Origin of the sequence: Brevibacillus parabrevis (genome assembly GCF_003710905.1) — a bacterium.
Taxonomy (GTDB): Bacteria; Bacillota; Bacilli; order Brevibacillales; family Brevibacillaceae; genus Brevibacillus; species Brevibacillus parabrevis.
Window position 1 is genome coordinate 77,085 of record NZ_RHHV01000009.1, and the last position, 19,135, is coordinate 96,219.

Below are 19,135 nucleotides of genomic sequence, written 5' to 3' on the forward strand. Positions count from 1 at the left end.
GTACGCTTGATCAGGCGCCGCGTGACAGGCTTGCTTGCCGGACCCGCACGCAGATAATCAAAAAGGAGTGGGACGCCTGTCGATGCAGGCTCCACTCCTTTTTTCCGTTTGGATTATCATGCTCCCTCTTCTAACCAGCAGTGATTGCTAAAGACAGAAGTAGCAAGCAAATAATCTTGTATGGTTGTTCACTCGAATCGATTAGCGAACGACGATGTTGACCAGTTTGCCAGGAACGGCAATGATTTTGACGATCGTTTTGCCATCGATCAGTTCTTTGATCATGTCGTTGTTAAGCGCCAGCTCTTCCATTTGTTCCTTGGTCGAATCGGAAGCGATCAGCAACTTCTCTTTGTTCTTGCCGTTAATCTGGATGACGATTTCCACTTCGTCCTCCACCAGCTTCGACTCATCGTAAGTTGGCCATGCTTCGTAGGAGATCGTTTCGTTGTGTCCGAGCTTCTCCCACAGTTCTTCACCCAAGTGCGGAGCGATTGGCGACAGCATTTTTACGAAGTCTTCCATGTACGATTTCGGCAGAACGTCTGCTTTGTACGCTTCGTTCACGAATACCATCAGTTGGGAGATACCTGTGTTGAAACGCAGGCCCTCGTAGTCTTCGGTTACTTTTTTCACGGTTTGATGGTAAACGCGCTCCATGCTCGTTGCTTTTTTCGTATCGACGATTTTCTCGTTCAGTTGGCCGTTGTCTTGCACGAACAGGCGGTATACGCGATCCAGGAAGCGGCGCGCACCATCGAGGCCTTTTGTCGACCAGGCGATGGAAGCATCCAGCGGCCCCATGAACATCTCGTACAGGCGGAGCGTATCGGCGCCGTGGCTGTGTACGATATCGTCAGGGTTGACGACGTTGCCTTTGGATTTGCTCATTTTTTCGTTGTTTTCGCCGAGGATCATTCCTTGGTTAAACAGCTTTTGGAATGGCTCCTTGGTAGGTACGACGCCGATGTCGTACAGGAATTTGTGCCAGAAACGGGAGTACAGCAAGTGCAGTACCGCGTGCTCTGCTCCACCGATGTAGATGTCGACTGGCAGCCATTCTTTCAGCTTTTCCGGATCAGCCATGGCTTGATCGTTGTGCGGATCGATAAAGCGCAGGAAGTACCAGCAGCTGCCCGCCCATTGCGGCATCGTGTTGGTTTCGCGGCGCGCTTTCATGCCTGTTTCCGGATCGACGGTGTTCAGCCAATCGGTAATGTTGGCAAGCGGCGATTCGCCCGTGCCGGATGGCTTGATTTCTTTTGTTTTTGGCAGCATGATCGGCAGTTCGGATGCTGGAACAGCTTTCATCGTGCCATCTTCGAGGTGCAAAATCGGAATCGGCTCACCCCAGTAGCGTTGACGGCTGAACAGCCAGTCGCGCAGACGGTAAGTCACTTTGCGATTTCCTTTGCCTTCGGCTTCCAGCCATTCGATCATTTTGTTGATCGCCTGCTCTTTGTTCAGACCGTCGAGCATGCCGGAATTGATATGCTCTCCATCGCCTGTGTACGCTTCTTTGGAAATGTCTCCGCCCGCGATTACCGCTTTGATCGGCAGGTCGAATGTTTTTGCAAATTCATAGTCGCGCTCATCGTGTGCAGGTACCGCCATGATCGAGCCGGTTCCATAGCTGATCAGCACGTAGTCTGCGATCCAGATCGGCAGGCGCTCGCCGTTTACCGGATTGATAGCGTATGCCCCGGTGAATACCCCTGTCTTTTCTTTTGCCAGGTCTGTACGTTCCAGATCGCTTTTGTGTTTGGCTTGCTCCAAATAAGCTTCTACGGCTGCTTTTTGCTCTGGGCTGGTAATCTGCTCAACCAGTTTGTGTTCTGGAGCGAGTACCGCGTAAGTAGCGCCGTAGAGCGTGTCCGGGCGCGTCGTGAAGACGGTAAAGCTTTGATCGTGTCCGTCGACGGCAAAAGTAACTTCTGCCCCTTCGGAGCGGCCGATCCAGTTGCGCTGCATTTCCTTGATGCTCTCCGGCCAATCCAGCTCTTCCAGGTCTTGCAGCAGTCTTTCCGCATAGGCCGTAATTTTCAGCACCCATTGCTTCATTGGACGGCGCTCGACTGGATGTCCGCCGCGCTCGCTCTTGCCATCGATGACTTCTTCGTTTGCCAGCACCGTTCCCAGTGCAGGGCACCAGTTTACAGCTACTTCGTCAATGTACGCCAAGCCGTGCTCATACAGCTTCGTGAAAATCCACTGGGTCCATTTGTAGTAGTGCGGGTCAGTCGTGTTGATCTCTCTGTCCCAATCGTAGGAGAAGCCCAAAGACTTGATTTGGCGGCGAAACGTGTTGATATTTTTTTCCGTGAACTCCGCAGGGTCATTGCCTGTGTCGAGCGCGTATTGCTCAGCAGGCAGACCAAACGCATCCCAGCCCATTGGGTGAAGCACGTTGTAGCCTTGCATCCGCTTCATGCGGGACAAAATATCGGTAGCCGTATAGCCTTCCGGGTGTCCGACGTGCAGCCCTGCACCGGAAGGGTACGGGAACATATCGAGAGCGTAAAACTTTTGCTTGCCTGGGTCTTCTGATGTTTTAAAGGTTTTGTTTTGCTCCCAGTATTGCTGCCATTTTTTTTCGACTTCACGATGACTGAAAACCATGGTAGAGCACTCCCATCTTGAAATAGGTAAAAAAGTAGAAAACTTGGCTATGCCAAGCTGTTGCCAACATCATGATCCAAACTGCCTTTCGGCCATATAAAGAAAACCTCACGCCCCAATCGCTTGAACGAAAGGGACGAGAGGTTTGTTTATACTCCCGCGGTACCACCCACATTGGCGAATGCAAAGCATCCACCCGCTTAAATCCGTAACGGGGATGAGCCGCCCACCCTTACACAACCATCCAAAAATGGCCTTCAAGGCGAGTGCTGAGAGGCGAGTTCGGACGATCCCGGGTTGACTTGCACCTGCCGTCAACTCTCTGTATGCTCGCGGGGCATATTCCTACTATTCCTCTTAAACGCGTCGAAATTTGCAGTTATAACGCCATTATAGTCAATTGGAACCAACCATGTCAAACTTTATGGCTTGCGTGCGGAAAAAAACAGGCGCTCGCTCGCTTCCTGCGGTGGCAAGTCCGAATAGTCTGCCGTAATGACGATGTCCGTGAACCCGGCCTCCGCGAGCCAGCGCATCAGATGCACAGGCTGGTAAGCTCTTTGCCAATGCTCCTCCTCCATCCGCTCGTACAAGCCGTTTGGCTGGCGGATGAAAAAGGTCAGCTGATGCTCTACTTCCAGGCGAAGCGGGTCGCAGAAACATTGCCAAATGTACGAAACCTCGTCGTCGACGTAGGTGAACGTCTCGTCTCCGAAAACGTGCAGCATCTTGTACGGACTGTGCACATCAAACAAGAAGCTTCCCCCTGGAGCAAGATGAGCGAACACGCGTCGGAACGTCTCTTGCACGTCCGCCTCTTCTGTCAAGTAGCTGAGCGAGTCGCACAAGGAAATGACCGCATCGGCTTCCGGCAAGGAAAGCTCGCGCATATCTTGTTCCACCCACGCTACCTCTACTTGCTCCTGGCGCATTTTATCGTAGGCAATCGCCAGCATTTCGGCTGAGAGGTCGACACCTGTGACACGATAGCCCCGCTTCGCCAGCGGAATGGCGATCGTCCCTGTCCCGCAGCCGAGATCGATAATCCGCTTGGGTGCGCTGCCTTTTTGCCAGCTACGCTCAATCCAGTCGAGCCACTGATCGTAGGGGGTGTCTGCCATCAACGCATCGTAGACGGCGGCCATGTGTGCGTAGGCCATCTTTATTACCCTTGCACAGCGAAGGAAACCTCTTCTGCATCCTTCCACAGGCGCTCCAGGTTGTAAAACTCGCGATCTTCCCGGTGGAAGACGTGAATGACGATATCTCCCAGGTCAACCAGCACCCAGCGACCTTCGTCTGCCCCTTCGATCCCGCGAACATCATAGCCGTTTTTATGGGCCTGGTCGCGAATCTCGCGCACGATTGCCTGTACTTGGCGCTCGTTGTTTCCGTGGCAAATCATGAAGTAATCTGCAATGACGGACAGCTTGCTGATGTCCAGCACCTTGAGATTTTCTGCCTTTTTGTCATCGGCTGCCTTCACTACCAAGCGAGCCAACTCTTCTACTGTTTTAACCATCAAAACCCTCCTTCTCTCCCTTTGCGGGATACCAAATCGTTATAGGCAATCAGCGTCAACGGATAAACCGTTTTCTGCTTTTCTATCAAAAACTGAATGGTGCCGCCCAAAGCTAGTGCCAAGGCTTGATCCAAATTCTTTTCAGCCAGCGCGCGAATCTCGTCGACACCAGGAAAAATGCGGTTCGGTTCTATATAGTCTGCCACACAAACGACTTTTTCTAACAGGGACATCCCCGCTCGCCCCGTCGTGTGGTAGCGAACGGCTTGCAAAATATCCGTATCTGTCACACCGAGATCCGTCTGGATGACGATCGCCCCGGCAAAAGCGTGCCACAGCTCTTTTTCCCCTTCCAGAAGCTCTGTCGGCATATCGTGGCGAACGAGAATTTCGAACATTTTCTCCACGGGCCAGCATTTGCAGTAGTCGTGCAACAGCCCTGCAAGCTCCGCTTTGTCCGGGTCAGCCCCGTAGCGAACGGCAAGGTTGCGAGCTGACTGGGCGACTCCGAGCGTGTGGTTGAAGCGCTTTTCATGCATTTGCGCCCGAATGCGGGCAAGCAGTTCTTCCCGATTAGTCAAGAGTTTCATAGAATCGGTTCTCCTTTATATAGCGCTCCACAGCAGCTGGCACCAAGTAGCGGATGCTTTTGCCCGCAGCCGCCTTTTCGCGGATCAACGTGGAAGAGATGTCCCAAACCGGCATCTCCACAAACGTGACGTACTCGCTTGCCTCCCGATCCAGCTCGGTGCCCGGCCGGGCGAGTCCTATAAAGCGTACCATGCGAAGCAGCTCTTGGAACTGGTACCATTTGGGCAAGATTTTGACCATGTCTCCCCCAATAATAAAAGAAAACTGACAATCAGGGAACTGCTGTGTTAGCTGAACCATTGTGTCGTAGGTGTAGGAGGGGCCTTCTCTTCTCAGCTCGATATCCGTGACGCGAAAAGCCTCGTGATCGGCCACAGCCATCTGAACCATGTTCAGGCGATGCTCTGCCAATGTCAGACTGTCCCTCTGTTTGTGCGGAGGAATGTGCGTCGGCATGAACCAGATTTCATCAAGCCCGGCCTGTTCCCTGGCTTGTTCTGCTGCCAGCAAATGACCGCAGTGGATCGGATCGAATGTCCCGCCCATCATCCCTACTTTTTTGACGGCATGCTTCATGGCGGTAGTCCTTATGGTTACGGCAGCTTGATGGTCTTGTGCTCCCGGGACTCTTTGTACAAGACAACCGTATGGCCGATCAGCTGTACCAGCTCGGCACCCGCACCTGCTGCCAAATCTTCTGCTACCTCATGTTTGTCATCGCTGTTGTTTTGCAAGATCGCTACTTTGATCAATTCGCGCACTTCCAGCGCCTCTTTGATCTGGGTGATCATATTTTCATTCACGCCCCCTTTTCCTACTTGGAAAATCGGGGTGAGATGGTGTGCTTCTGCGCGCAAAAAGCGCTTTTGCTTGCCGGTCAACATCGGCATGCCTCCTTTTAGTTCCTGCAATCAAGATTGATCAGGTTGTTTTCGTCAGTTGCTGCAAGACAATCTCACGCATGACATCTGTCGGTGCGTCTGTACCCGTCCACAGCTCAAATGCCAGTGCCCCCTGGTTTACGAACATCCCGACGCCGGAGTGGACAGTCGCGCCGATTTCTTTCGCTTCACGCAACAGGCGCGTCTCCAGCGGGTTGTAAATCAGGTCGCTGACAGTCAGGCCGGGATGGAGCCATTCTGCTGGCACAGGAGTTTCCTGCACGTTTGGCAGCATGCCGATGGAAGTCGTATTGATCAACAGGGATGAGTCTGCGATGGCGTCTTTGCCTTCCCCTTGCTCCACGATCCGCGTCGGGACGATTGTTCCCACATGCTCTGCCAGTACAGCCGCTCTTTCCCGCGAGCGGTTGATGATGCGAATTTCCTTGACGCCTTTTTCCGCCAAAGTAAACGCAACAGCACGGGCAGCTCCGCCCGCGCCCATCATCGTAACAATTTGTTTGTCCAGCACGATCCCCGTCTCCGCTACAAGCGAGCGGACGTAGCCCATGCCGTCCGTATTGTAACCGATCAGCCTGCCATCCTTGCTTACGACCGTATTGACCGCGCCGATGCGCTTCGCCAGCGGATCGATTTCATCGAGCATCGGCATGATCGCCACCTTGTGGGGAATCGTCACGTTAATCCCGCGCAAGCCCAATGCGCGAATCCCCGCTACCGCGTCCGCCAAGTCTTCCGGGTCTACGTCAAACGCCGCATAAGCGAATCCAAGTCCGGTCTCGGAAAAAGCAGCATTGTGCATCATCGGAGATTGGGAATGGGAAACCGGATGTCCGAACAGGCCAACCAACTGCGTTTTGCTTGTAATCATGGAGCATTTCCTCCCCCGTAGCTTCTCTCTCTAGCATATGGCACGAAAAAGGGAGCGCCATATGCGGATACTTGTTGGACTGGCTAGATCAGCCCGCGGCGCATGCCCACGCTTACTCCTTTTGGCGCGTGAACCACGACGTTCGCTTCGTACTTGCCTTGAATGGTCACCCAGCCCAGCCCGGAGATGACGATATCCGTAGACATTTGCGATTGGGTCACCTTGAAGGAATGCTTGACGAACGGCGGGAGCGCTTTTGCCGCTTCTTCTCCTGTCGGAGGCACCAGCAGCGTGCCGTGATGCTTTTCCATCACTTCGTCCGCCTTTTCCAGCTTCGTGCGATGAATGTACAGGTCGTTGTCTACATAAACGACAAACGGCTGTTTAGATCCACGCACAAAGTCGATGCGTGCCAAGCCGCCGAGAAACAGAGTTTGTCCAGCTTCGAGCTGGTATACTTTGGAGTTGATCCGGCTTTTCGGAGTGATTTTGCGCAAATCGGCTGGCGACACCATATGTCCAATCTGATCGCGGTTGATGATGCCCGGCGTATCGTAAATGGAGCGGCCGTCTTCCAGCGGAATTTCGATTTTATCGAGCGTCGTGCCAGGGAACGGCGATGTCGTGATCTCCAGCTCTGCGGCTCCGTAATCGTGCAGGATGCGGTTGATCATCGTCGATTTGCCGACATTGGTCACTCCGACGATGTACACGTCGCGCCCTTTGCGCAGCTCCCCGATCCGATTCAACAGTTCGTCGATATGCAGTCCTTTTTGCGCGCTGATCAGCACGATGTCTTCCGGGCGCAAGCCGCGCTCTTTCGCTTCATGCTGCATCCAGTTGCGCACGCGGTTCAGGTTGATGTTTTTCGGCAGCAAGTCCACTTTGTTGCCCACGAGCAAAATCGGGTTTTTCCCGACAAAGCGCGGCAGCCCTCTGAGCCAGGAGCCTTGGAAGTCAAAAATATCGACGACCATGACGACCAGCGATTGCGTAGAGCCGATGCCATCCAAAATTTTCAGGAAGTCGTCGTCACCCATTCCTACCGGAGCGACTTCATTGTAATGCTTGATGCGATAGCAGCGCTGACAGATGACGACCTTGCGCCCCAATGCCGACTCCGGCGCATAGCCGGGCTTTTTCGCATCCTCTGTCTGAATCGCGATCCCACATCCGGCACAAGAGCCGAGTGTTTGTTCCGTCATGCTTTTCTCCTCCACGAAACCATTCCTTTCCTTTCCATCCAGCTTAAAGCCACGCGCTCCATCTGACGGTTAAAGCGCGTCCAGAAACCGTCCGTCTGGGCCACAGGCACGACCAGGATCGTATGAAACCCCAGTCGATTTCCCCCCAGCACATCAGTAAACAATTGATCGCCAATCACGACAGTCTCGGCGATGGTCACGTTCATTTGCCGAACTGCCTGCAAAAAGGCACGGTTGGTCGGCTTTTTCGCCGCACAAATAAAACCGAGATCGAGTGGTGCACAGAAGCGGTGTACGCGCTCCTTGTTGTTGTTGGACACAACGGTGACCTGAATGCCTGCTTCCTGCATCCGGGCCAGCCAGTCGATTACCTCCGGAGTAGCCTCCGGCCTGTCCCACTCCACCAACGTATTGTCCAGGTCTGTTATCACCGCACGGATTTTATTTCGTTTCAATTGATCTATATCAATGTGATGGATTGACTCTACGAACTGACTGGGCATCAGCTTGTTTAAAAACACGGGGCACCTCCAAATGATGTGCAGCCATTAACCGCGATTTCGGCACCTACTATACCATAATCGACCACTCTGTTGCAAAAGAAAAAGCTTGCGCCGCCCCTTGCCACGGACAATCAGAGTGTGTCATAATGGCGGTACTTATAAAACTGTTTTTGTTTAAATAGTTTTCACCCGTAAGTCAGGCAGGGGGTCGCTGAAGATGAAAGACCGAATCATGAAAGGTTTTATTGAAGAGATCAGAGAAAAAGGCATGAAGTTTTCCATGGACGACCTGGCGCGCAGGCTGGGGATCAGCAAGCGAACGCTGTATGAGCATTTTTCTTCCAAAGTGGAGATTCTCGAAACAATCATCTCCCAGACGTTTGCCGAGGGCGATGAAAAAACCCGGCAAATTCTCGCTGACGACAGTCTTTCTCTCCTCGATAAAATCAAAGGCGTCATGCTCGTGTTGCCGACACACTACGAGTTTTACGATTTGCGCATTCTTGAACAGATGAAGCGCTACTACCCGGAGCAATGGGCGCTGGTCGACTCCGCGCTCTCGGACGATTGGCAGACGCTGCGCGCCCTGATTGAACAAGGGGTCAAAGAGGGGCTGATCGTCAACATGAACATGACATTAGTGATGAAGCTGATCATCGACGCCGTCAATTCGACACTGGATCAGCGCTTTTACATGAAAAACCAGATTACGGTTTCCGAAGCTTTGGCGGCGATTGTCGATGTTCTGTTGTACGGCCTGATCCCTGTGGATAAAAGGTAGCCCCTTTTATTCCCTTTTTTTGCGAAAACTAATAAAACAAAAATAGTTTTTCGAGTACAAGACTTGAAATGAGGTGTTCACCATGGCTGTTTTTACCCAAATGACAAAAGCGCAACGCACTGGCTTGCTGTTCGTGATTCTGATTTTGTTCATCGATATGCTGCTCTACAGTCTGTTGATTCCAATCGTCCCTTATTTTTCCGAGACGCTAAAGCCCTCCTCTACCATGATGGGCATTCTGTTCAGCAGCTATGCGGTCGCCATGCTGCTCGCCACTCCGATCTTCGGCCCGATCTCGGACCGCTTGGGCAGACGTGCCGTGCTGTTGGTCGGCTTGATTGGGCTGGCAGCTTCCACGCTGCTGTTCGCGTTCTCTGACACCATGGCCTTGTTGATTACTGCCCGCTTCGTGCAAGGGATTGCAGCGGCTGCGACTTGGCCGACCGCTCTCGCCCTGCTCGCTGACCTGTTCCCTCCGAAAATGCGCGGAGCGGTCATGGGAACGGCGTTGACCGCTATTTCTACAGGCACTTTGCTCGGCGCACCGATCGGCGGCTGGCTGTTTGAGATCAGCGATCACCGGATGCCGTTTCTCGCCGCTGCGGCCTTTACGGTCATCAACATCGTGCTCGTCTTTTTGTTCCTGAAGGAAGAAGCGGCTCGTACAGCCAGCGAAAAGCTTGCGGTAGGCGGATTTTTACGCAATCCACAGGTCGTCTTCATCGCCGGAATCGTCCTGCTGGCGGAAGTATCGCTCTGCCTCTTGGAGCCGACGCTGCCCGTCTTTTTAACGCAAAAGTTCAGCATCACCCCGACTGCGATCGGCTTGCTGTTTGCAGCGATGACTTTGGCCTACGGATTGATTGCCCCGGTAGCAGGCTCGCTGTCCAACCGTTTTAATCCGTATAAGCTGATGTTCGCCGGAATCGTCCTCCTCGCTGTCTTCATGCCTTCACTGGTATGGGCTGGCTCGCTGTGGCAGGCGGGAATTGCGATGGCGCTTGTCGGCGCAGGCGTAGGCTTTACGCTGTCACCCACGCTCCCGACTTTGGGCAGCATCATCGACCAAGGGGGAAGCGGCGCCTATGGCACAGCCTACGCTTTGTTCAACATGTTCCACGGGATCGGCATGGTAGCCGGGCCGTTGGCAGGCGGCATTTTGACGGATTTGTTGCCTGTATCGTCTGCCATCCTCGTTGTGGCAGCAGCCGTGCTTGGCTTCGGCATCATGCTGTTCCTCCAGCTCAAAGCGAGTGGAGCCGTGCGTGTCTCTTCGTCAAAAGGCGAGATGCATTCGTCTTAATGTCTAAAGGAAACGCACAGACGAATGCTGCTGGTAGCGACCGAGTGACCAAGCCACTGACGAAGCAACCACATGCTCCAGCCAAACAAACAACACCCCCGCTGTCACGCTAGTACGTGGCAATCGGGGGTGTCGTCTTTTATTCGCTATCGAACGGTTGTTGTCTCGTCTCCATCAAACGTTTGACCCGCTCCGTCGGAGTCCAGCACTGAAAACGGTAGTCCGGACGCGTCTCGTACGTCAGCCGCGAACAGCGATAAGTCACGCCGCCGGGCGCTTTTTCCACGCGAAAATGCGTACAGGTCGCACAACAATGAAACGGGTTCTCCTCGCCCATTGCCCCTCCTCCTATCTCCCCAGCTTCCAAGGAAACATGGACAATTGCTCGTAGCGCTCCTGTTTCGGCTCGGCAAAATTGGAAAAGCCAACTCCGACCAGCCTGACACCCGGCGAGTAATCAAACGCATCGAGCAAATCGTCCAGAAGTTCTTGCCAGTTGGCCCCTGCGACTGCCTTGTGCTGTTTCGTCCGTTGCGTAAAATCGGCGTACTTGATCTTGAGCGTAATCGTCTGCGGCTCGACCCCATCCTGGCGCACGTCCTCTTCGACTTCCCGCAGCAAGGAATAGGCAATCGGCGCGATCGACTCGCGGTCATACAAGTCAAAAGACAGCGTCGTCTCGCGGCTCGTCGACTTCGGTGCGCGATCCATCACGATCTCCCGGCTGTCTTCCCCTCTGGAGCGGTCGTACAGCGAGCGGCCAAACTTGCCGAACAGTTGCACGACCTCGTCCAGAGACAGTTGCCAAAAGTCCTCGACCGTAGCAATGCCCTTTTTGGCGAGCAATTCCTGCGATTTTTTTCCGACGCCGTGCAGCGTTCCGATCGGCAAAGGGCGCAGTACGTCCAGCGCCTGCTCGGGACGAATGATGACAAAAGCATCCGGCTTTTTCAAATCACTGGCGATTTTCGCCAGCGACATATTATAGGAAAGACCGATACTACAGGTTAATCCTGTCTCCCGTTTGATTCGCCGCTTGAGCTCGCGCGCGACGGGAACGGCATTCTCGTAGTCCGTGACGTCCAGGTAGGCTTCGTCCAACCCGACCGTTTGGTAACGCGCCGTATAGGAAGTGAAAATCTCCCTGACTTCCGCCGATTTCTCGATGTAACGCCCATAGCGGACGGGGAGGTACACACCCTGCGGGCATTTTTTTCTCGCCATCGCGACAGGCATGGCAGAGCGAACACCGTACTTGCGCGCCTCGTAGCTGCACGTCGAGACGACGCCGCGATTGGCTGTTCCCCCGACGATGACCGGCTTGCCGCGCAACTCGGGGCGGTCAAGCTGCTCTACACTGGCGAAAAACGCGTCGATATCCAGATGAAGGAATTTTTTCATAGCGGATAACCACCAAACATACATTCTCATTTGTACTTGTATTATCCTTGTTTTGGCCCTTCAATGCAAGCGGATATCTCCCCAACCGCCGTTCGCCCGTTATTGCTCTTGCGCTTCCATGACCCGAAGCAGCTCGGATACGGGAGGATTGCCTTTTTTCGCGTAGACGATCGTCCCGTCTTTGCCGATGATATAGACGATTCGCTGCTGGAAAAACAACCCGAGGATTTTTCCTACATCATATGCCTCGCGAATTTTTTGGCCTTCATCGACGATCAAAGGAAATTCATACTGAAATTTCGTTGCAAACGCCTGCTTTTTGTCCAGTTCACCCGGATTGATGCCAAACACGACCGTATTTTTTTGCTGCAATGTGCCGTAGTTGTCCTGAAGGGCGCACAGTTGCTTCGTGCATACCGGGGTATCATCTCCCGGGTAAAAGACCAGCACGATCGTTTGCTTGCCTACATAGTCGCGCAAATCGACCGGGCCTTTTGTGCTTTTGGCGGAAAAGAAAGGGGCTTTTGCTCCAATTGGCAACATTTCACTCACCTCTAAGCCCAGTATACATCGAAAATCGTTTTGCGATTGCAAAAAGCCGCCCTGCGCAAGTGCAGAACGGCTTTTCGTTTAGTTGGCTTGCAGCTTTTGCTGTTTTACCCGGGCAATAAATGCCTGGGCGATTTTAAACATCTGGCTATCGTGCGACCACATCCGCTCGGGATGCCATTGCACACCGATGTACAGCCCGTTTTGACTCTCAATCGCTTCAATCACTCCGTCAGCCGCGCATCCTGTCATCTGGAAGCCTGGCGCTACGTCCTTGACTGCCTGATGGTGGGACGTATTGACCAACACTTCTTGTTGTCCGAGAGCGTCCGCCAAAAATCCCGGTTGCAGCGTGACTTTGTGTGCGCCGTACTGGCGCGAGCCTTTTTGCGCGTGCTGGAAGGCTCCCGGAACCTGGCTCGGAATATCCTGGATGAGCGTGCCGCCACACGCTACATTCAAAATCTGCATTCCGCGGCAAATGCCCAAAATCGGCTTTTTCAGCTCCAGCGCCAGCTTGATTACCGCAAGCTCGGCCAAGTCCCGCTCGTATTCGATATCGCCCAGCCCTTGCAGCGGTTCCTCCCCGTACAAGTGAGGGGCAGGATCATCTCCGCCCGTCAAAATCAGGCCGTCGAGCGACTCGACCATTTCCCGAAACGGCGCTTCCTGTACCGTCAAAAGCGGCAGGATAAGCGGTATCCCGCCTGCGCGGGCCACTCCGTCCACATAGCCTGAGCCGACGTAAAAAAATTGATCCAGATTGTTATTCGGGAAATACATTTTCGTACACGCGACACCAATAATCGGACGCACGCAAAGTCACTCCCTTATCGCTACCTTGGTTTATTTGACGTTTGAAGCGTACTTGAAGTCGATGAACCCGAGAGCGTCCACGACGACGTCTTTTACGCTGTCTTGCTTCACCCACGCATAGGTGAAATAGTAGATCGGCAATGCAGGCATTTCATCCATGACGATGGCGTCCGCCTTTTGCAAAATTTCTTTGCGCTTTGCCAGATCGCCTTCCTTGGCAGACTGGGCAAGCAGGTCGAGGAACTCTTTGTTCTCCCATTTCGATGTGTTCAAGCCGCCCTTGAATACTTCCAGGAAGTTGATCGGATCGTTAAAGTCGCCGATCCAGCTGGCGCGGCCGATCGTGAAGTTGCCTTCTTTCATTTGCTCGCGGTGGACTTTGTTCTCTTTGTTCACCAGCTTGACTTCGATGCCAAACGCTTTTCTCCACTGATCCTGGATCACAGTGGCAATACGCTGGTTCACTTCTGTCGTATTGTAGGCGATCGTCAACTCAGGCAACTGGGTCAAGCCTGCTTCCTTCATTCCTTCGGCCAGCAGCTTTTTCGCTGTTTCCACGTCGCCATCCTTGATGTAGCCATCCGGATTGAGCGCCATGGTTGGCGGGAGGATTCCCAGCGCTGGCGTGCTCTTGAACGGCACTACGTTCTCCGAGATTTCCTTGCGGTTTACAGCAGTTGCGAACGCCTGGCGAATTTTTTTGTTGTCGAACGGCTTTTGCGTCGTGTTGAAAATGTACCAGTATGTGCCTGCTGTCGCCTGGGACTGCATTTTCCCGGAATTTTTCAGCGAGTCCAGCGCATCGAGCGGCAAGTCGCCGAGCGGAGAGCCAGCCCAGTCCAGATCGCCTTTTTCGAACATGGACAGCTCGGTATTCGCATCTTCAATCATGTTGATCGTCAAAGTAGACAGTTGCACAGCGTCTTTATCCCAGTAGGAGTCGTTCTTCGCAAACTCGATCAGCGATTTGTGCTCCCATTTTTTCAGGACAAACGGGCCGTTGCCGATGTACGTTTCTGGCTTCGCAGCCCAATCCTTGCCGGCTTCGACCGCCTTTTTATTGACTGGGAAATAAGTGACGGACGCCACCAGCTCAGGGAAGAAAGGAGCCGGATTTTCCAGTGTCACGACCAATGTTTTGTCATCGGTCGCCTTCACGCCGACATCGTCCGCTTTCGCCTTCTTGGCGTTGAACGCTTCCCCGTTTTTCAAATAGTACAGCTGATACGCATAGCCGGACGCTGTCTCGGGATCGAGCACCCGTTTCCAGGCGTATTCAAAATCGTGGGCCGTAACGGGATCGCCGTTGGACCATTTGGAATCGCGCAAATGGAACGTGTAGGTCAAGCCATCAGCGGAAACTTCGTACTTCTCGGCGACCGCCTCTTTCAGCTCGCCTTTTGCATTCAGGCGCAGGAGGCCATCAAATGCTGCACGGGCAACAGACATCGAAGGGATATCTTCTGCCAGTCCAGGGTCGATCGTGTTCGGCTCACCTGTGTTCAAGTTGACCTGCATTGTTTGCGGCGCGCTTTTCTGCTCCTCTTGCGCACCTGGCGCTTTCTCTGGCGTGCCGGCTTGCGGCGTTCCACAGCCAGCAAACACCAAGCTGGTCAGCAAAACGGCGCAAAATGATAGATTCTTCAACTTTTTCACAACAAAACCCCCATCTTTGGAATAATTCTTCTTGATTGTTAGGAGCATGACTAAATAATATTATCTTGAGAAAATTTTGTCTACACGAATAAAAAGGAGATGGGTTTGATGCTATCCAGTCTGTTTACCCCTGTTTCAGAACTTTTGGAAGCTGCTGGCGGTGAGTGGGGAGTCTATCTGGAAGATTTACAGACAAACGAAAAGCTCGCGATCAACGAGAACGAACGGTTTTATGCGGCAAGCGTCATCAAGGTGCCGATCATGACAGCCGTGTTCGCGGAAGCGTATGCCGGAAAGCTCGCTCTCGAAGACAAAATCAAGCTGCGCCAGGAAGATCTCGTCGGCGGGGCAGGCGTTCTTCAGCACATGACACCCGGAACTGAGTTCACCGTGTACGATCTCGTCACCTTGATGATCATCCAGAGTGACAACACAGCCACGAACATGATGATCGATCTCGTCGGGACAGACAGCATCCGCAACGCCATGCGCAAAACAGGCATGGAAAACAGCTCCTTTTACAACAAACTGATGGTCGTGCCCGCCGAACTGGAAGGCTACAACGAGATTACAGCAGCAGATATCGGCAGCCACCTCCGCTATTTGGCGACTGGCAAAGTCATCTCCTACGACAGCTGTCTGAAAATGATTGCGATCTTGAAGCAGCAACAGCATCGCGACCGTTTTCCGTTCCTCTTGCCCGATCCGGATGGCGAGATCATCGGCATGGTTCCCAAATGGGAGTTCGCCAACAAGACAGGCTCGGTTACCAAAATCACGCATGATGTCGGAATTTTCTACACAGGTCCGCACGCGATCAGCGTCTCCCTGCTCAACAAAGGTCTTGCGCAAAAAGATGCAGCTGCTGTCATGGCCCGCATCGGCAGTCTTTTGTATGACGCGTACGGTCCAAAAGCGTAGCTTGCCACTGCCCGCCCGCTTCGTCTGGCGGGCTTTTCTGCGCCCACGCGAAAAAACGGGTCTTTCCTCTCGCAACAAAAAGGAATGACCCGCTTACTTTTACTTATCTTTTTCCAAAATCAGGTTGGACACTTGCCATGCGCTGGAGAAGGACAGCTCGGACAACTGGCCTTGCCCTTCACACCAGTCTCCTGCAAAGAACAGGTTGCGGTAGTCCGGGAAGAAGGTCGGCATTGGCTTTTGATTCATCGTCCATTTGATCTCCTGTACCACTGCGCGGGCGGAAACACGCGGAACAACCAATTGCTCGCGCCAGCCCGGGAAGTGCTTGTCGTACAGGTTCTCGATCTCTTGCTTGCGGATATCTGCCGCTTCCTTGTTGCCGACGTCGGCCTGACGCATGTACGCAGTCGCCTGCAACAGCTGTCCGCCCTCCGGCACACAAGTGCGGTCGTAGTAAGAGATGTCGGTGATAAAAATATTGTTCTGCTTGTCGTAGATGTAGGAGAACGGCACGTCAATGCGCTCTTTCAAACCAATGTCGTATACCATGACGACTGTCGGCTCGTATTCCGCATGCTGGGCCACTGCGTGCTCCAGACGCGTTTCTGCGAATACTTTTGCCAACTCTTTCGGCGGAATACAGCAGACGAACTCATCAGCCGTAAACTCGCCCTCCGGCGTCACCACTCCAACCACGCGATCGTTCTCTACGAGGAACTTTTCTACTTTGTTCTTGAGCATGATGGTTCCCTGGTTTGCTTCGATCACGCGAACAAATTCGTCGATCAGAGCTTGCCAGCCGCCACCGATATAAGCTACAGGCTTGTTCGTGGTGAACAAACGGCTGTAGTACGTGAAGAACACATCCGACGGAATTTTTTCCGGTTCACGGGTAAAGAAGTTGGAGGAGGCGAGTGTCAGCATCATATCTTGCACTTCTTCGCTGACATGCTTTTTTTCCATCCACTTTTGGATCGACATGTGCGGATGGCCTTTTTCCACTTTGAGCATCGTTTTCAGGATTTCAAATGTGAACAACACCTTGTCCATCCCTTTGAGCAGCTTTGTTTGGAAAAGTCCTTGCACGTTGGAAGGAACCGCAGTCAGATCGCTTCCGATATCGTACTTCGCTTTTGTCGGATTGAAATCTTGCCAGTCAATGTTGAGTCCGAGTTCTTTTTCAAACGTTCTCAATACAGAGCTGTCGCGAGCATAAATGGCGTGAGCACCGAAGTTGAAGTTAAAGCCTTTGATCTTCAATGTAACGGCACGTCCACCCAATTGTCCGCGCTCCAAAACTAAAACTTTTTTACCTTTAGACGACAGGTAGGCAGCACTGGAAAGACCAGCCAGTCCGGCACCTACAATAACAACGTCATAGTGATTGGTTGTCATACACAATCTCCCCTACGCACTAGCGATGTTGATTCATGAGCTAAACCCTACAATAGAATAAGGGATGGATAAGGTGGAAGTCAACTATTATTGAACTGTGTCTATTTTTATACTGTCTGATACCATTTTTTACCTAGATCGGCTGTGCTATGATGAAGAAAAACGCAAAAGGTGGTTGCCACATGGACTGGAATACCCCGATTCCTCCGGCGCAAAAAGAGGCAGACACGCTCCCTGCCATCTGTGAAAACAACGATCCGCTCATTTCTCTCAAGCAGTATGCCCCACAGTTCGAGGTATATCCGGCCTACCACATCCAGGAATTGGACGGAGCCACAGCGGATTGCCTGATCAGAAAAGGGGTCGCAGACAAGCTTTTGCAAGCCGCGAAGCTGCTCCCGCCCAATCTTCGCTTCGTCGTGCTGGACGGATACCGCCCGATCCGGGTGCAGCAAGCCTTGTACGACCGTTTCAAAGCGCAGCTTCTCGCCCAAGGCTTCGTCGAAGGCGAGGAATTGTACACGGAGCTGCACCGCTTTGTGGCCCGCCCCACGCACGATCCGGCAAAACCGCCGCGTCACCTGACCGGAGGGGCCATTGACCTGACGATTGCCGGGCCTGACGGCTGGCTGGAGATGGGAACCGCTTTTGATGACTTTTCACCGCGCGCCTGTACGCGCTATTTTGAAAGCAACGAGCTCACTGACGAGTCCGACAGACAAGCGCAGGCCAACCGCCGCTTGCTGTATGCGGTGATGACAGGCGTAGGATTCACCAATTACCCAGACGAATGGTGGCATTTTGACTACGGCAACCAGGCATGGGCGGCTCAAACCGGGCAGGCATGCGCCATGTACGGCGGCGTGTAGCTTGCAAGCAAAAAACTCTATCGCGGCTTCCCCGAATCGGAAGCCGCGATAGAGCGATTAGTCGTTGCGTCTTGTCATCTGCTGCCAAACTGTACCGCTGGCAGCTTCTCCCCGTTCGATCCGCTGTACAGCCATTTGCACCTGCAAGCTGACTTCGAACTCAGGATCGTTCTGGGCTGCGTGCAGGGCTTCCAGGGCTGTCTCATCGCCTACTTCAAACAAATAGCGAGCGGCACGCCAGCGCACCAGCTTGTTCCGATCCTTGAGCGCCTCACACATCGGCCCAATCGCCCGGACATCGCCCAAATCGGACAGCGTGTCGCCAGCCGTCCTTCTCACGGAGACAGAGTCGTCCCGCAGCGCCTCGAACAACAACGGGAACACATTATCGCCGCCCACCATGCCGAGGTAGACGACAGCCAGCCTGCGAATGGAAGGCTTGGGATCGCGGAGCGCTTTTTCCAGGACAGGCAAGTCTGCCTCTGTCGGCTCCATCCGATCCAGCGCTTCATAGCGGTTTCGCCAATCCGGGTCGTCCAGCATCTCAAGCGTGACGACTTTTTTCTCGCGCTCCACTTCTTGCGGCGCTTCCCCAGGACCAAGCAGCATCGCCTGCTGGACGATTTCCTCCACGCGGCTTGGCGGGTAAGTCGCATCGACCTCTTGCGCTACTTCTTCGCCAATTTCGCGCAAATCGCCGTAACGCACGCCATGCTCCACCCATTTTCGCTCCATGATCAAGTTCGGCGAAGCAGATCCAGCCTGTACAGCAGCCTGTCCGAATCGCTCAGGCAGAGCTGCGCGAATTTGCTCCGTTCCCATCGTTACTTTCACTTGCATCGGCACGCCACGAAACATCTGGACGAATACTTGCGCCTCGCCGTAGGCTCCCGCCTGCTCAGCGGAGACGACAGGAATTGCCGTTCCTTTTCCTGCCTGCAAAATCTCCCGCGCTTCTGTCAAAATGCGCTGCCAGTCGGCATTCGACTTGCGCTCCAACGCGAGGAAGTCCGCCGTGTGAAAAATCGACGTCACTCCGTCAATGGCGAGCAGCTCTTGCATCAGTTCCGGCGCTTTCGCTGCTTCCGCCTTTGTATAAACATGTTGCACGCCGCCTGGCAGAGTCTCGTCCACGTTCAGCTTCATCACGTTCGGACTCGGCGTCGGTTCGATCGACAACAGTTTCATGCTTTCGTCACTCCTTTTTCCGCAATGCTACCTCTCCCCT

General features: G+C 53.4%; 20 protein-coding genes and 1 other annotated feature. Of the genes, 4 read left to right on the forward strand and 16 right to left on the reverse strand.

All coding sequences use genetic code 11. The features are described from left to right. Positions 1-201 precede the first annotated feature (201 nt). From leuS to EDM60_RS11630, 9 genes are all read right to left on the reverse strand, one after another. Positions 202-2,619 (reverse strand): leucine--tRNA ligase, encoded by a 2,418-nt coding sequence (gene leuS / locus EDM60_RS11590; protein ID WP_122964129.1) that lies wholly within the window; start codon positions 2,617-2,619, stop codon positions 202-204. A gap of 129 nt (positions 2,620-2,748) precedes the next feature. Next, positions 2,749-2,990: a binding site (T-box leader), on the reverse strand. A gap of 51 nt (positions 2,991-3,041) precedes the next feature. Next, positions 3,042-3,779, reverse strand: coding sequence for a class I SAM-dependent DNA methyltransferase (locus EDM60_RS11595; protein ID WP_122964130.1), 738 nt, complete (start codon positions 3,777-3,779; stop codon positions 3,042-3,044). A 5-nt stretch (positions 3,780-3,784) separates the two neighbouring features. Next, positions 3,785-4,141 (reverse strand): ribosome silencing factor, encoded by a 357-nt coding sequence (gene rsfS, locus EDM60_RS11600; protein WP_063231353.1) that lies wholly within the window; start codon positions 4,139-4,141, stop codon positions 3,785-3,787. Next, positions 4,141-4,731 (reverse strand): bis(5'-nucleosyl)-tetraphosphatase (symmetrical) YqeK, encoded by a 591-nt coding sequence (gene yqeK, locus EDM60_RS11605; protein ID WP_122964131.1) that lies wholly within the window; start codon positions 4,729-4,731, stop codon positions 4,141-4,143. Before yqeK ends, rsfS begins: the two co-directional genes overlap by 1 nt. Then, the gene (locus EDM60_RS11610; protein WP_122964132.1) at positions 4,715-5,308 is read right to left on the reverse strand and encodes a nicotinate-nucleotide adenylyltransferase; all 594 of its coding nucleotides are present in this window, start codon (positions 5,306-5,308) and stop codon (positions 4,715-4,717) included. The genes yqeK and EDM60_RS11610 overlap by 17 nt, the downstream gene beginning before the upstream one ends. A 17-nt stretch (positions 5,309-5,325) precedes the next feature. Then, positions 5,326-5,616 carry a ribosome assembly RNA-binding protein YhbY gene (gene yhbY / locus EDM60_RS11615; RefSeq protein ID WP_122964133.1) on the reverse strand — a complete coding sequence of 97 codons (291 nt, stop codon included), beginning with the start codon at positions 5,614-5,616 and terminating at the stop codon, positions 5,326-5,328. Between the two features lie 37 nt (positions 5,617-5,653). Then, complete coding sequence (locus EDM60_RS11620; protein WP_122964134.1) at positions 5,654-6,505, reverse strand: shikimate dehydrogenase; 852 nt, start codon at positions 6,503-6,505, stop codon at positions 5,654-5,656. Between the two features lie 83 nt (positions 6,506-6,588). Next, positions 6,589-7,710: a ribosome biogenesis GTPase YqeH gene (gene yqeH / locus EDM60_RS11625; RefSeq protein ID WP_122964135.1), complete on the reverse strand. Its 1,122-nt coding sequence runs from the start codon at positions 7,708-7,710 to the stop codon at positions 6,589-6,591. Beyond that, a complete protein-coding gene (locus tag EDM60_RS11630) occupies positions 7,707-8,231 on the reverse strand; it encodes a YqeG family HAD IIIA-type phosphatase (RefSeq protein ID WP_122964136.1) in 525 nt (174 codons plus the stop codon). Before EDM60_RS11630 ends, yqeH begins: the two co-directional genes overlap by 4 nt. A 199-nt stretch (positions 8,232-8,430) precedes the next feature. Between EDM60_RS11630 and EDM60_RS11635 the strand changes: the two genes are divergently transcribed. After that, positions 8,431-8,994, forward strand: a complete 564-nt coding sequence (locus tag EDM60_RS11635) for a TetR/AcrR family transcriptional regulator (RefSeq protein WP_122964137.1) — start codon at positions 8,431-8,433, stop codon at positions 8,992-8,994. 82 nt (positions 8,995-9,076) lie between these two features. Continuing rightward, positions 9,077-10,297 (forward strand): MFS transporter, encoded by a 1,221-nt coding sequence (locus tag EDM60_RS11640; protein WP_122964138.1) that lies wholly within the window; start codon positions 9,077-9,079, stop codon positions 10,295-10,297. A 139-nt stretch (positions 10,298-10,436) separates the two neighbouring features. Here EDM60_RS11640 and EDM60_RS11645 read toward each other — a convergent pair whose 3' ends face one another. From EDM60_RS11645 to EDM60_RS11665, 5 genes are all read right to left on the reverse strand, one after another. Then, positions 10,437-10,634 (reverse strand): hypothetical protein, encoded by a 198-nt coding sequence (locus EDM60_RS11645; protein ID WP_122964139.1) that lies wholly within the window; start codon positions 10,632-10,634, stop codon positions 10,437-10,439. Positions 10,635-10,645: 11 nt separating this feature from the next. Next, entirely contained in the window at positions 10,646-11,698 is a 1,053-nt protein-coding gene (locus EDM60_RS11650; RefSeq protein ID WP_122964140.1) for a DNA polymerase IV, read from the reverse strand. A gap of 99 nt (positions 11,699-11,797) precedes the next feature. Further along, positions 11,798-12,241, reverse strand: coding sequence for a peroxiredoxin (locus EDM60_RS11655; RefSeq protein WP_122964141.1), 444 nt, complete (start codon positions 12,239-12,241; stop codon positions 11,798-11,800). An 87-nt stretch (positions 12,242-12,328) separates the two neighbouring features. Continuing rightward, positions 12,329-13,063: a gamma-glutamyl-gamma-aminobutyrate hydrolase family protein gene (locus EDM60_RS11660; RefSeq protein ID WP_122964142.1), complete on the reverse strand. Its 735-nt coding sequence runs from the start codon at positions 13,061-13,063 to the stop codon at positions 12,329-12,331. Positions 13,064-13,093: 30 nt separating this feature from the next. After that, positions 13,094-14,719 (reverse strand): peptide ABC transporter substrate-binding protein, encoded by a 1,626-nt coding sequence (locus EDM60_RS11665; RefSeq protein WP_122964143.1) that lies wholly within the window; start codon positions 14,717-14,719, stop codon positions 13,094-13,096. 108 nt (positions 14,720-14,827) lie between these two features. Here EDM60_RS11665 and EDM60_RS11670 point away from each other — a divergent pair, with 108 nt between their 5' ends. Continuing rightward, positions 14,828-15,640, forward strand: coding sequence for a serine hydrolase (locus tag EDM60_RS11670; RefSeq protein ID WP_122964144.1), 813 nt, complete (start codon positions 14,828-14,830; stop codon positions 15,638-15,640). A gap of 99 nt (positions 15,641-15,739) precedes the next feature. Here EDM60_RS11670 and EDM60_RS11675 read toward each other — a convergent pair whose 3' ends face one another. Continuing rightward, positions 15,740-17,038 (reverse strand): phytoene desaturase family protein, encoded by a 1,299-nt coding sequence (locus EDM60_RS11675; RefSeq protein WP_122964145.1) that lies wholly within the window; start codon positions 17,036-17,038, stop codon positions 15,740-15,742. 182 nt (positions 17,039-17,220) lie between these two features. Between EDM60_RS11675 and EDM60_RS11680 the strand changes: the two genes are divergently transcribed. Beyond that, positions 17,221-17,907 carry a M15 family metallopeptidase gene (locus tag EDM60_RS11680; protein WP_122964146.1) on the forward strand — a complete coding sequence of 229 codons (687 nt, stop codon included), beginning with the start codon at positions 17,221-17,223 and terminating at the stop codon, positions 17,905-17,907. Between the two features lie 57 nt (positions 17,908-17,964). Here the strand turns inward: EDM60_RS11680 and EDM60_RS11685 are convergent, their stop codons facing one another. Next, positions 17,965-19,095, reverse strand: coding sequence for a virulence factor (locus EDM60_RS11685; RefSeq protein ID WP_122964147.1), 1,131 nt, complete (start codon positions 19,093-19,095; stop codon positions 17,965-17,967). Positions 19,096-19,135 lie beyond the last annotated feature (40 nt).